This window comes from Lachnoclostridium sp. An76 (genome assembly GCF_002161355.1).
Classification (GTDB): domain Bacteria; phylum Bacillota; class Clostridia; order Lachnospirales; family Lachnospiraceae; genus Mediterraneibacter; species Mediterraneibacter caccavium.
Window position 1 is genome coordinate 212,547 of the sequence record NZ_NFHL01000004.1, and the last position, 12,582, is coordinate 225,128.

11 protein-coding genes and 1 tRNA gene are annotated in these 12,582 nt (G+C 52.9%); 10 read left to right on the top strand and 2 right to left on the bottom strand.

The annotated features are described in order from the left end of the window. The first annotated feature begins 85 nt into the window (after nucleotides 1-85). From B5G27_RS09535 to trpS, 9 genes are all read left to right on the top strand, one after another. Complete coding sequence (locus B5G27_RS09535) at nucleotides 86-952, top strand: transporter substrate-binding domain-containing protein (protein WP_087178667.1); 867 nt, start codon at nucleotides 86-88, stop codon at nucleotides 950-952. 160 nt (nucleotides 953-1,112) lie between these two features. Then, entirely contained in the window at nucleotides 1,113-1,823 is a 711-nt protein-coding gene (locus B5G27_RS09540; protein WP_087178668.1) for an amino acid ABC transporter permease, read from the top strand. Beyond that, nucleotides 1,807-2,631 (top strand): amino acid ABC transporter ATP-binding protein, encoded by an 825-nt coding sequence (locus B5G27_RS09545; RefSeq protein ID WP_087178669.1) that lies wholly within the window; start codon nucleotides 1,807-1,809, stop codon nucleotides 2,629-2,631. Before B5G27_RS09540 ends, B5G27_RS09545 begins: the two co-directional genes overlap by 17 nt. Nucleotides 2,632-2,660: 29 nt before the next feature. Beyond that, entirely contained in the window at nucleotides 2,661-4,421 is a 1,761-nt protein-coding gene (gene mutY / locus B5G27_RS09550; protein ID WP_087178670.1) for an A/G-specific adenine glycosylase, read from the top strand. A 171-nt stretch (nucleotides 4,422-4,592) separates the two neighbouring features. Beyond that, entirely contained in the window at nucleotides 4,593-4,982 is a 390-nt protein-coding gene (locus tag B5G27_RS09555; protein ID WP_143449686.1) for a hypothetical protein, read from the top strand. A 4-nt stretch (nucleotides 4,983-4,986) separates the two neighbouring features. Beyond that, the gene (locus B5G27_RS09560) at nucleotides 4,987-5,610 is read left to right on the top strand and encodes a TetR/AcrR family transcriptional regulator (RefSeq protein ID WP_087178672.1); all 624 of its coding nucleotides are present in this window, start codon (nucleotides 4,987-4,989) and stop codon (nucleotides 5,608-5,610) included. A gap of 76 nt (nucleotides 5,611-5,686) precedes the next feature. After that, the gene (locus B5G27_RS09565) at nucleotides 5,687-6,613 is read left to right on the top strand and encodes a diacylglycerol/lipid kinase family protein (protein ID WP_087178733.1); all 927 of its coding nucleotides are present in this window, start codon (nucleotides 5,687-5,689) and stop codon (nucleotides 6,611-6,613) included. Nucleotides 6,614-6,873: 260 nt separating this feature from the next. Then, entirely contained in the window at nucleotides 6,874-7,560 is a 687-nt protein-coding gene (locus tag B5G27_RS09570; RefSeq protein ID WP_087178673.1) for a phosphatase PAP2 family protein, read from the top strand. A gap of 60 nt (nucleotides 7,561-7,620) precedes the next feature. After that, nucleotides 7,621-8,709: a tryptophan--tRNA ligase gene (trpS, locus tag B5G27_RS09575; RefSeq protein WP_087178674.1), complete on the top strand. Its 1,089-nt coding sequence runs from the start codon at nucleotides 7,621-7,623 to the stop codon at nucleotides 8,707-8,709. A 237-nt stretch (nucleotides 8,710-8,946) separates the two neighbouring features. On the opposite strand, the gene B5G27_RS09580 is transcribed toward trpS, so the two are convergent. Both B5G27_RS09580 and B5G27_RS09585 read right to left on the bottom strand, forming a co-directional pair. Further along, a tRNA-Arg gene (locus B5G27_RS09580) sits at nucleotides 8,947-9,020 on the bottom strand. Nucleotides 9,021-9,171: 151 nt separating this feature from the next. Next, nucleotides 9,172-10,056: an RluA family pseudouridine synthase gene (locus B5G27_RS09585; RefSeq protein WP_087178675.1), complete on the bottom strand. Its 885-nt coding sequence runs from the start codon at nucleotides 10,054-10,056 to the stop codon at nucleotides 9,172-9,174. A gap of 358 nt (nucleotides 10,057-10,414) precedes the next feature. On the opposite strand from B5G27_RS09585, the gene B5G27_RS09590 reads away from it, so the two are divergent. Further along, nucleotides 10,415-12,571 (top strand): Tex family protein, encoded by a 2,157-nt coding sequence (locus B5G27_RS09590; protein ID WP_087178734.1) that lies wholly within the window; start codon nucleotides 10,415-10,417, stop codon nucleotides 12,569-12,571. Nucleotides 12,572-12,582 lie beyond the last annotated feature (11 nt).

Genomic DNA, 12,582 nt, shown 5'->3' on the forward strand with positions numbered 1-12,582 from the left:
TACACTTGTTTTTTGTGAAAAATATGCTAAAATATGAAATTAGTCTGTATGATTATGCAGAAAGAGAAATAAATGGAGGAATGGAATGATGAAGAGGTTATTAGCAGCAGCTTTATGTGCGGTACTTGCTGTGGGCATGCTCGCGGGATGCGGGAGCAAAGAAGGCAGCGATACAGGCAGCAAAAAGACAGCGAAGGTGATTGATGTCGATCTGACAAATGAGGAATATGCCTTCGGCGTTGATAAGACACAGCCGGAACTTCTGGAGCAGGTAAATGCATTTATCAATAAGATCAAAGAAGACGGAACACTGGATGAGATCTGCGATAAGTATTTCGGAGGCGGCGAGCCTGCACCGGTAGAATCCGCAGCGCTTGATGAGTCCAAGGATCAGCTTGTCGTTGCAACAAATGCAGCGTTTGAGCCGTTTGAGTACATGCAGGGTGATTCCTATGTGGGGATCGATATGGAGATCGCGGCTCTCCTTGCGGAGGAGCTCGGAAAAGAGCTTGTGATCCAGAACATGGATTTCGATGCGGTCTGCCTCTCTGTAGGACAGCAGAAATGTGATATCGCAATGGCAGGACTCACAGTCAGCGAAGACAGAAAAGAGTACGTGACATTCTCTGATACATATTATCAGGCGTCACAGAGACTGATCGTGCCGAGTGATAACACAGATTTTGATGATATGAAGGACGCGGATTCTATCGCGGCAGCGCTTGCTGAGCTGGATTCTTCCGTAAAGATCGGATGCCAGCAGGGCACGACAGGAAACAGCTATATCGTGGGAAGTGAAGACCTGGGATTCCCGGGACTTGAGGCGACATGCCAGACATATAAGAATGGTTCGCTGGCTGTGACGGATATGCTCAATGGCAATATTGATTTTGTGATCATCGATGCAGCTCCGGCGGAAGCGATCACAGAGTCGATCAACGAGATGCAGTAATCCGTCCGTCAGATGGCAGCCCTGGCGGAGAATGAGCCGGATGGCGGCAGAGCAGATAACAGAATACGGAACACAGGACTGAAATGAGAAGGGAAATACAGGCATCAATGGCGTTCTGTCATAGGTGCATGCGTTTTCCTTCTTTTAAGAAGGGAAGGCAATGGGAAATTTTAGTCAGAAGATAGATAAGTTTATAGAGATATTTATAGATCAGAACGGCTATACCAGGGTTGTGGAAGGTCTGCAGAATACGCTTCTCATCGCGGTGTGCGGCCTGATCATCGGTATCCTGATCGGTACGGTGATCGCGACGGTGCGCGTTCTGCCGAAGTATAAGGTGCTCCCGAGAGTGCTCAACGGGATCTGCAGCTTTTATGTGGCGCTGTTCCGTGGTACGCCCATGGTGGTACAGCTCCTTGTATTTTATTATGTCCTCCTGCCGATCATCGGCTGGAATATCACCGGCGTACAGGTGTCGATGCTTGTGTTTGGATTAAACAGCGGCGCGTACATATCAGAGATCATGAGGAGCGGTATCCAGTCCGTGGATCCGGGACAGATGGAAGCCGGACGGGCAGTGGGACTGAGCTTTGGCGCGAGCATGTCAAAGATCGTGATCCCGCAGGCAGTGAAAAACATCCTTCCCACACTGGGAAATGAGTTCATCGCCCTGATCAAAGAGACGTCAGTCGTAAGCTTTGTCGGCGCGGCGGACCTTTATGTGGCATTTAACTATATCGGAACGAACAACTACGAGTTCATGGTTCCGTATCTGGTGATGGCGCTGATCTATATTGTCATCGTACTTGTGATCACACTGCTGGTCAAATTACTGGAAAGGAGCCTGAAGAAGAGTGATAGACGTAATTAATCTTAGGAAAAGTTTCGGGGATCTTGAGATCTTAAAGGGCATCAATATCACCATCAACAAAGGGGACATCGTCGCTGTGCTCGGACCTTCCGGTTCCGGTAAGAGTACATTCCTGCGGTGCCTGAACTGTATGGAGGACCCCACAGAGGGCAGCATTATCTTCAAAGGGGTCGATATCGCGGACATGAAGGTGGACATCAACCTGCACCGCAGGCATATGGGGATGGTATTCCAGCATTTTAATCTGTTTAATAACAAGACCGTGCTTCAGAATGTGATGATGGCGCCGGCATATTTAAGATGCCAGGACCTGAAAAAAGCGAAGCGCAAAAACAGGATGACACGCCTGAAAAATACCTTCCGCGGAAAGAAGGAAGAGCTGATCCCGATCACAGAGACAAAGGAGCAGATCAAAGCGGAGGCAAAGCAGCAGGCGCTGGATCTCCTGAAGAGGATCGGGCTGGATGATAAGGCGGACGCTTATCCGTCCACCCTGTCAGGCGGGCAGAAGCAGAGAGTGGCGATCATCCGCTCCCTGGCGATGAACCCGGATGTGATCCTCTTTGACGAGCCGACTTCAGCGCTGGACCCGGAGATGGTCGGAGAAGTGCTTGACCTGATGAAGAAGCTGGCGGCTGAGGGTATGACCATGGTCGTGGTGACACACGAGATGGGATTTGCCAGAGAGGTGGCGTCGAGGGTGATCTTTATGGATGACGGGCAGATCCGCGAGGAAGCTCCGCCGGATGAGTTTTTCGGGAACCCGAAGGACGAGAGGCTGAAGGAATTCCTCTCTAAAATACTGTAGGACTGCATAAGTATAAGGCTGAGTATAGAATGAAATATGAGAGAATAAGCAGGGCGCTCTTTTTGGAGCGCCCGAACCGTTTTATCGCATATGCGGAATTAAATGGGAAAAAAGAGACGATACATGTGAAGAATACCGGGCGCTGCGCGGAGCTCCTGCGCCCGGGCGCGGTGATCTATGTGCAGGAGAGTGACAATCCGGAGAGGAAGACGAAGTGGGACCTGATCGCTGTGGAGAAGGAGACGGGCAGGGGAAAGCGTCTGATCAATATGGATTCCCAGATCCCGAACCGCGTCGTACAGGAATGGATCGAGGCCGGGAATCTGTTCCCGGACGTGTCCCTTGTACGGCCGGAGACTACGTACGGGAATTCCCGGTTTGACCTGTACGTTGAGGCCGGGGACAGAAAGATCTTTATCGAAGTGAAAGGCGTGACGCTGGAAGAGGACGGGGTGTGCCGGTTCCCTGACGCTCCCAGCGACCGTGCGGTAAAGCATCTGGAGGAGCTGATCCGGGCGAAAAAGGAAGGGTATGAGACATATGTTTTCTTTGTGATCCAGATGAAGGGCGTCTCGTATTTCACGCCCAATACGGATACCCATCCCGCGTTCGCGGAAGCGCTGAGGCGGGCAAAGGAGGCGGGGGTCGAGATCCTCGCTTATGACTGTAATGTAACTCCGGACAGCATCGTGGTCTCGGAACCCGTAGATGCAGTGCTGTACAGCCCGCAGATGAAGGAGACAGTACAGCCTCTTGTGGAGTGGTTCCGTGAGAATCAGAGAGACCTGCCGTGGAGAAAGAGAATGGATGCGTACCGGGTGTGGATCTCGGAGATCATGCTCCAGCAGACCCGTGTGGAGGCGGTGAAGCCTTATTATGAGCGGTTTCTAAAGGAACTGCCTGATGTGAAGGCGCTGGCGGAAGTGCCGGAAGACCGTCTGCTGAAGTTGTGGGAAGGACTGGGATACTATAACCGCGCCCGCAATCTGAAGGAAGCGGCCTGCCAGATCATGGAGAAATACGGCGGGCGGTTCCCGGAGACGTACGAAGAGATCCGGGGGCTCAAAGGGATCGGGAATTATACGGCCGGGGCTGTCAGCTCTTTTGTGTACGGCGTCAGGAAGCCGGCAGTGGACGGAAATGTGCTCCGGGTGGTGACAAGGATCACAGCCGACTGGAGCGACATCACGAAGGCAGGGACCAGGACAAAGGTCGAACGTGAGGTGGAAGAAGTGATCCCGGCGGAGGCGGCGGGAGATTTCAACCAGAGCCTGATCGAGCTGGGCGCCATTGTGTGCGTCCCCAACGGGGAGCCGAAGTGCGGGATCTGCCCTGTAAGCGGGATCTGCCTGGCACATGCGCAGGGCAGGGAGACAGAGTTCCCGGTAAAGGCGAAAAAGAAGGCGCGCAGGATCGAAAAGCGCACGATCCTGGTATTCCGTGACAATGAAAAGACCGCGGTGCGGAAACGTCCGGATACCGGGCTGCTGGCCGGGCTGTATGAATTTCCGGGGACGGAAGGGCACCTGAAGCAGCCAGAGGTTGTCAGATACGCGAAATCGCTGGGGCTTATGCCTATACGGGTAAAAAAGCTCGGCAGCGCAAAGCATATATTCAGCCATGTGGAATGGCATATGGTGGGATATGAAGTGATCGTGGATGAGCTGGAGAAAAATGTGAGAGACCAGGGTGCTGCTCCGGGAGAAATCCTTTTCGCAGAGCTGAGGGAGCTGAAGGAACACTACCCAATGCCGTCCGCGTTTGAGGCGTATATGCCGGATGTATTGTAGTGCAGGGGGATAAATGCGGGGTGATACCGGGGAGATGCAGGATAGAAGCAGAGTCCGCTCTGTTTTCTTGAAAGATGAGGGAAGGCGTGGTATAATGATTGCACATTGTGCAATCCGAAGCGGATGCTCCGCTTCGCCCTGCTCCGCAGGGATTATACCGGGAGCCACGGCTTGGAAAGTAAATGCCGCTGCGCGGCGCTTCCTTTCCTGCGCACGTGGTATAATGATCACACATTGTGCAATCCGAAGCGGATGCTCCGCTTCGCCCTGCTCCGCAGGGATTATACCGGGAGCCACGGCTTGGAAAGTAAATGCCGCTGCGCGGCGCTTCCTTTCCTGCGCACGTGGTATAATGATCACACGTTGTGCAATCCGAAGCGGATGCTCCGCTTCGCCCTGCTCCGCAGGGATTATACCGGGAGCCACGGCTTGGAAAGTAAATGCCGCTGCGCGGCGCTTCCTTTCCTGCGCACGTGGTATAATGATCACACGTTGTGCAATCCGAAGCGGATGCTCCGCTTCGCCCCGCGCTGCGGGAATTATACCCAGGAGAGTAACTGAGATCATGAACGAGAAAGTACAGATATCCAGACAGCAGCAGAAATCAAGGGAGACAAAGGAGAAGATCTTCCAGGCGGCGAAGAGGATCCTCCAGAAGAGTGGATATGAGGCGCTGTCTATCAAAAATATATGTGAGGAAGCCGGCGTGTCTAACGGCAGCTTTTACCACCACTTTAAGACAAAGGATGACCTGCTGTCTTATTATATCGAGGACCAGCCGAAGATCGAGCCTGACCTGCTGGAGGTCCCGGAGGACGTCAGCGGGGTGAAGGAAGGGATCATCCAGGTTTATCTGAATTATGTAAAATACTGCCGGGAGCTCGGCGTAGAGTTTATGGCGGAATATTATGACACGAAAAACCAGGCGCTCAACGCTGCGATCCGCGCAGAGAGGCCGTATCCGATCGTGACGGTCCAGGCCTATGTGGAAAAGGCGGTCGAAGCCGGTGTGGTAAGCCTGAACGAGGAGATCGAAGAATTTACTACAGATATCCGTATGATCGTGATCGGCAATGTTTTTGAGTGGTGTGTGAAGCACGGGAAAGCGGATTTTGAGGGAAATATGAGCCGTTCTCTCGGGAAATATCTTGACGCAGTGCTCTGCCCGGCTGGTACGGATAAAGTCTGAAGGCGCCGCCCGAGGCAGGAGATGGAAAAGAATGAGATGAAAAAGCACGGGGATGAAAAGTACAGGGGATAAAACCATGGAAATGGAATATGATTTTATTATAAATCCGGAATCCCGCTCCGGGCTGGGAGAGATGACCTGGAAGATGATCGAGCCGGAGCTGAAAAAGCAGCGCGTCAGATACAGGGTCCATATGACGGCGAAGCGGAAGGATGCAGGGAAGATCGCTGAGGAGCTGACATCGGACGGAAGGGAGCATACGCTTGTCGTGCTCGGCGGGGACGGGACGCTCAATGAGGTGGTCAACGGGATCCGGGATCCGGAGAAGATCACTCTGGGATATATCCCGATCGGATCGAGCAATGATTTCGCGAGGGGGCTGAGGCTTCCGAAAGACCCGATGGATGCCCTTGAGGCGGTGCTGCATCCGGGGAAGGTGATCCGGATGGACGTAGGCGTTATCTCAGACGGGACGCGCAGCAGGCGGTTCCTCGTGAGTGCGGGGATCGGGTTTGACGCGGCGGTGTGCCATGAGGTCTGCGTGTCCAGGTGGAAAGTGATCTTAAACAGGCTGGGCCTGGGGAAGCTGAGTTACGCTGTGGTCGCCCTTGACCGTCTGGCAAAGGACCGCCCGGCGCATCTGGCCCTTACGATGGAAGACGGCAGCAGGCGGGAGTTCCCGGGGACATGTTTCGCGGCGTTTATGAATCTTCCCTATGAGGGCGGCGGATTTAAATTCTGCCCGGGCGCATCCCCGGAAGACGGGCTTTTGGATGTGATCGTGGCGCATGGACTCTCGGTGCCGAAGATATTGTGCCTCCTGCCGCTGGCGTTCGGCGGAAAACATACAGGATCCAAAGGTATCACGATCCTTAAGTGCAGGAGCGTGCGCGTGGAGGCGGATACACCCCTTCCGCTTCACACGGACGGTGAGCCGGGATTCCCCCGGAGAACGGCAGAGGCCGGGATCCTGGATTCCGGGATTTGGGTGATCACCGGGTAAAGGCGGCTCCGGGAACAGGGGCAGGATGCCCCGGGAAACGGAAGAATGAAACGAAATGCGAGACAAAAGATGAAACGAAAGATTTGCTAAAGGTTTTGTGAACGAGGTTGTTGTAAGTTTTAAATCGTGCTATAATCGGATGCGATAAGAGGGGCGCCCGCATGTCAGATGTATCCGAAATGACAGGGCGGGAGAAAACGGGGAGAAAGTAAAAAGACGGAAGCAGCAGGCTGAGTACAATATTAAAAGGGGCATATCATATGGAACGAAAAGGCAGGTTCGCCGAGCGGATCAGAAAATATAAACATGCCTGGGTGTTCTTGTACATCCTTGTATATATGCCGTGGTTTCTCTTCCTGGAGAGGCATGTCACCACGCATTATCATGTGATCCAGACTAAGCTGGACGAGTGGATCCCGTTCAACGAATTTTTTATCATACCATATCTGATGTGGTTTGCGTTTATCGCGGCGGCATTTTTATATTTCTTTTTTAAAGATGTCCCGGGCTTTTATAAACTGGCGAAATTTATGTTTACGGGGATGACAGTATTCCTGATCGTGTCCACGGTCTTTCCGAACGGGCAGGATCTGCGGCCCGCTGTATTTGCCCGCGACAATATATTCGTAGATATGGTCCGGGTGTTATACAGGGCGGATACATGCACGAATGTTTTTCCGAGCCTGCATGTGTTTAACTCGCTGGGCGTGTGCATTGCGGTCCAGGAGAGCGCGGAGCTCAGGAAACATCCGTGTGTATGCGGGGGGACCTATATACTCGCGGGACTGATCATCCTTGCGACGATGTTTTTAAAACAGCATTCCATACTGGATGTGATCGGAGCCGGCGTGATGGCGTGCGTGCTCTATCAGTTCGTCTATGCGGCGGAGAAGAAAAAGGAGCCTCATTATGCGAAGCAGAAGAGACCGCTCCTGCAGAATAAATAGGGATCGGATCTGAATCAACAGGAAATAAACAGGGACTAAGTTATCAGGAGGAACAGAGAGATGAAGAAGATCATGCTTACCGGAGACCGTCCTACGGGAAGGCTCCATGTCGGGCATTATGTGGGCTCTTTGAGGAGAAGGGTAGAGCTCCAGGATACAGGAGATTTTGACGATATTTTTATTATGATCGCGGATGCGCAGGCATTGACGGATAATGCGGATAACCCGGAGAAGGTGCGGCAGAATATTATCGAGGTGGCGCTTGACTATATGGCGTGCGGGCTGGACCCGGAGAAATCCACTCTGTTTATCCAGTCTCAGGTGCCGGAGCTTTGCGAGCTGTCATTTTATTATATGAATCTTGTGACAGTGTCCAGGCTGCAGCGCAATCCTACAGTGAAAGCAGAGATCCAGATGAGGAATTTCGAGGCGAGCATCCCGGTCGGATTCTTTACTTATCCGATCAGCCAGGCTGCGGATATCACTGCATTTAAGGCAACGGTCGTGCCGGTAGGGGAAGACCAGATGCCGATGCTGGAGCAGACGAAAGAGATCGTGCACAAGTTTAATTCTGTGTATGGGGAGACGCTTGTGGAGCCGAAGATCCTGCTCCCGGATAACGAGGCGTGCATGCGCCTGCCGGGTATCGACGGGAAGGCGAAGATGAGCAAATCCCTGGGCAACTGTATTTATCTTTCCGAGGAGCCGGAGGACATTAAGAAGAAAGTGTTCAGCATGTTCACGGATCCGAACCATATCCGTATCGAGGATCCGGGAAGCCTGGAGGGAAATACAGTGTTTACCTATCTGGATGCATTCTGCAGGCCGGAATACTTCCCGGAGTTCCTGCCGGAGTATAAAGACCTGGATGAGCTGAAGGCGCATTACCAGAGAGGCGGACTGGGAGACATGAAGGTGAAGCGCTTCCTGAACAATGTGCTGCAGGCGGAGCTGGAACCTATAAGGACAAGGAGAAAAGAGCTCCAGAAGGATATACCGGCGGTGTATGAGATCCTCAGAAAAGGCAGTGAGAAAGCGGAAAAGGTGGCTGCGCAGACACTGAAGGAAGTGAAGGCGGCTATGAAGATCGATTACTTTGCGGATGAGGAGCTTATCAGGGCGCAGGCGGAGAAGTTTGCGGCGGAATAGAAAAGACAGGGATATACTTTTACTCTGTTAGAGAAATATCAGGATAGATTCAGGCGGTCATAAAGAGCAGGAGACTGGCAGTGGAAGTGCAGCCGGTCTTCAGATCTTTATGACCGCCATTGTTTTCGATATGGTGTTTTAGATATAAAAAATCGTCATTTCCAAAAGTCGGATAAATTCTGATAAAGAAAAGAAGAGTAAAAAAATAGCATCTTCATATCGAAGATGCTATTCCGACGTGCGATAGAAGATTCGAACTCCCGACCTTCTGGTCCGTAGCCAGACGCTCTATCCAGCTGAGCTAATCGCACATAAAGTGCTGTCTCGTTCACAGCAAAAATAATTATATATGACAAAGAGAAGAGTGTCAAGAGATTTTTTTGAAGTTGAAATATTCAGACAACTCCGGGAAAAGGGGTCAGACCCCTCTTCAGAGGGGTCTGACCCCTTTTCCCGAAATAATCAGAATATTCTCAACATATCCTCCGGAAGATCTGCTGTGAACTTCAGATCTTCCCCTGTGATGGGATGGCGGAATGACAGACTGTGTGAATGCAGTGCCTGTCTCTGGATGTATTCCATATCTGGGTTGTACAGGTAGTCTCCGACAAGGGGAAAGCCCAGATATTTCATATGGACACGGATCTGATGAGTGCGGCCTGTCTCCAGGACAAGGGAGACGAGGCTGTGTCCGTTCTTTTCTTTTACGACCCGGTAATGGGTCACTGCCCGCTCGCCGTGCTCAAAGTCGATCCGGCGCTCGATCAGCGGTGTGCCTGCCCTGCCGATGGGAGCGTCTATCGTGCCGGAAGGCGGGGTGACGTGCCCGCGGACGATGGCAAGATATTCCCGCCGGATCTCGTGGCGCGTGGTCATGGCGGAAAGGATGCCGGAACTGACCATGTGTTTTGCGACCACGGTCAGCCCGGATGTATCCCGGTCAAGACGGTTCGTGCATCGAAAGATAAAAGGTTTCCCCTGCTGCTGATAATAGTACATCAGCGCATTGGCAAGGGAATTTCTGTAATTATGGAGCGAGGGATGCACCGGCATTCCTGCAGGCTTGTTGACGACAATGATGTCTTCGTCCTCGTATACAATGCAGAGAGGCAGATCTACTGGCGGGATATTCGGTGAGCTTTCAGTTTCGCGGATATGGACAGTGAGAGTGTCCCCGGCGCTGAGAGGAGTGCGCATATAGGACCATACGCCGTTTATGAGGATGCTTTCCGGCATCTTTTTCAGCTGTGTGAGATTCTGGCATGAGTAGCCGCGGCGGCGCAGGAACTGTTCTGTGCGCAGCCCATCCGCATGGGCGTCTATATGGTATGTAATGGTCCGTTCCATTTCCTCTCCTTTCTATTTCTCATTCAGCGCTGCCAGCAGATCAGGGCGGCAGTGAAGGGAAATCCGGGGCAGCGTCCGGCGGCATGCCTGTGTGCCTGACGCGTGCAGTCTTATGCTATGTTAGCAGAACATTAGGAAAAATGAAAGGCACAGAGAAAAACAGTCCGAAAAAAAGTTAAAAAGGTCAGAAAGGTCAAAACTAAACCAGGGGCCAAAACCAAAGCTGGAACAGACGGGAAGCCTGTGTTACAATAGCAGAGACGTCTGTAAATGATCCATATCATGATATATGGCATGGCAGAAGAGCAGCAAAACAGAAGAATAGCAGAATAGAAGAATGACAGAGAGGACAGCACACATGGATATCAATCAAAAGCTGACAGAAGAACTGGGAGTGAAACAGTGGCAGGTCGACGCCGCTGTCAATCTGATAGATGAAGGAAATACGATCCCGTTTATTTCCCGGTACAGGAAAGAAGTGACAGGATCCCTCAATGACGAGCAGCTCAGGAAGCTGTATGAGCGCCTGGTCTACCTGCGCAATCTGGAAGAGAAGAAGGAGCAGGTCTTATCCAGCATCGAGGAGCAGGGCAAGCTTACGGAAGAGCTCAAGGCGCAGATCCTGGCAGCGGAGACACAGGTGGCGGTGGAGGACCTGTACCGCCCGTACCGCCCGAAACGCCGCACCCGCGCGACGATCGCGAAGGAGAAAGGGCTGGAGCCGCTGGCGGCGTTCATCCTGCTCCAGAGGACAAAGGAGCCACTGGAAAAGACTGCTGCGGAATATGTCTCAGAGGAAAAAGGCGTGGAGAGCCCGGAAGAGGCGATCCAGGGAGCTGCGGATATTATAGCGGAGTCAATCTCGGACAATGCGGATTACCGCGCCTGGATCCGAAATGCCACGGCAAAGAAGGGCAAGGTCATTTCCACGGCAAAAGACCCGGAGGCTGAGTCCGTATATGAGATGTACTATGAGTTTGAAGAGCCGGTGGCAAAGCTGGCAGGGCACAGAGTGCTGGCCCTAAACCGCGGGGAGAAGGAGAAGTTCCTTACCGTGAAGGTGGAAACGCCGGAGGAGGATATCATCCGATACCTTGAGAAAAAGACGGTCCGCACGGACAACCCGTACACCACGCCTGTGTTAAAAGCTGTGGTGGCAGACAGCTACCAGAGGCTGATCGCCCCGGCGATCGAGAGGGAGATCCGGAATGAGCTGACGGAGAAAGCGGAGGATGGAGCCATCGAAGTTTTCGGGAAGAACCTGCACCAGCTCCTCATGCAGCCGCCTATTGCCGGCAGGGTCGTCCTGGGATGGGACCCGGCGTTCCGTACAGGATGCAAGCTGGCAGTTGTCGATCCTACGGGGAAGGTCATCGGGACCACGGTCATTTACCCGACCGCTCCGACCACGCCCCAGAAGATCAAGGCGAGCAAGGACCTTCTGAAGAAGATCATCCCAAAGTACCATATCTCTCTGATCTCCCTGGGGAATGGCACCGCATCAAGGGAGTCTGAGCAGTTCATCGTGGAGCTGTTAAAAGAGATCCCGGAGGAGAAGGTACAGTATGTGATCGTCAATGAGGCCGGCGCATCTGTCTACTCGGCGAGCAAGCTGGCGAGTGAAGAATTCCCCAAGTTCGACGTGGGGCAGAGGAGCGCGGCGTCTATCGCAAGGCGTCTCCAGGATCCGCTGGCAGAGCTGGTGAAGATCGATCCGAAGTCCATCGGGGTAGGGCAGTACCAGCATGACATGAACCAGAAGAAGCTGGGAGAATCCTTAAACGGCGTGGTGGAGGACTGTGTGAATAAAGTCGGCGTGGATCTAAATACTGCGTCAGCGCCGCTTCTTTCCTATATCTCCGGTATCAGCGGTACGGTCGCGAAAAATATCGTGGCGTACCGGGAAGAAAACGGCAGATTCTCCGACCGCAGGGAGCTCCTCAAAGTTCCGAAGCTGGGACCGAAGGCCTTCGAGCAGTGCGCGGGCTTCATGCGCATCACAGGGGGCAAAAATCCTCTGGACGGGACCGGCGTGCACCCGGAGTCCTACGGGGCGGCGGAGAAGCTGCTTAAAAAACAGGGATATACGCCGGAAGACGTGGCGGAACACAATCTGGCAGGGCTGTCCCTGACGATTAAAGATTATAAGGGCCTGGCAGAAGAGCTGGGAGTCGGAGAGATCACGCTCCGGGATATTGTAAAAGAGCTGGAGAAGCCGGCGAGAGACCCCCGTGACGAGATGCCGAAGCCAATCCTGCGCACGGATGTGCTGGAGATGAAGGACTTAAAAGAAGGCATGATCCTCAAAGGCACAGTGAGAAATGTGATCGATTTCGGCGTGTTCGTGGATATCGGCGTGCACCAGGACGGACTGGTCCATATCTCCCAGATCACGGACCGGTATATCAAACATCCGCTGGAAGTTGTGAGCGTGGGAGATATCGTAGATGTAAAGGTGATGAGCGTGGACCTGAAAAAGAAAAGGATCCAGCTGACCATGAGAGGGATCAGCTGAATCCAGAGTCT

Coding starts and splice junctions, on each gene's coding strand:
- B5G27_RS09535 (WP_087178667.1), top strand. CDS start 86: ATGATGAAGAGGTTATTAGCAGCAGCTTTATGTGCGGTACTTGCTGTG.
- B5G27_RS09540 (WP_087178668.1), top strand. CDS start 1,113: ATGGGAAATTTTAGTCAGAAGATAGATAAGTTTATAGAGATATTTATA.
- mutY (WP_087178670.1), top strand. CDS start 2,661: ATGAAATATGAGAGAATAAGCAGGGCGCTCTTTTTGGAGCGCCCGAAC.
- B5G27_RS09560 (WP_087178672.1), top strand. CDS start 4,987: ATGAACGAGAAAGTACAGATATCCAGACAGCAGCAGAAATCAAGGGAG.
- B5G27_RS09565 (WP_087178733.1), top strand. CDS start 5,687: ATGGAAATGGAATATGATTTTATTATAAATCCGGAATCCCGCTCCGGG.
- B5G27_RS09570 (WP_087178673.1), top strand. CDS start 6,874: ATGGAACGAAAAGGCAGGTTCGCCGAGCGGATCAGAAAATATAAACAT.
- trpS (WP_087178674.1), top strand. CDS start 7,621: ATGAAGAAGATCATGCTTACCGGAGACCGTCCTACGGGAAGGCTCCAT.
- B5G27_RS09585 (WP_087178675.1), bottom strand. CDS start 10,056: ATGGAACGGACCATTACATACCATATAGACGCCCATGCGGATGGGCTG.
- B5G27_RS09590 (WP_087178734.1), top strand. CDS start 10,415: ATGGATATCAATCAAAAGCTGACAGAAGAACTGGGAGTGAAACAGTGG.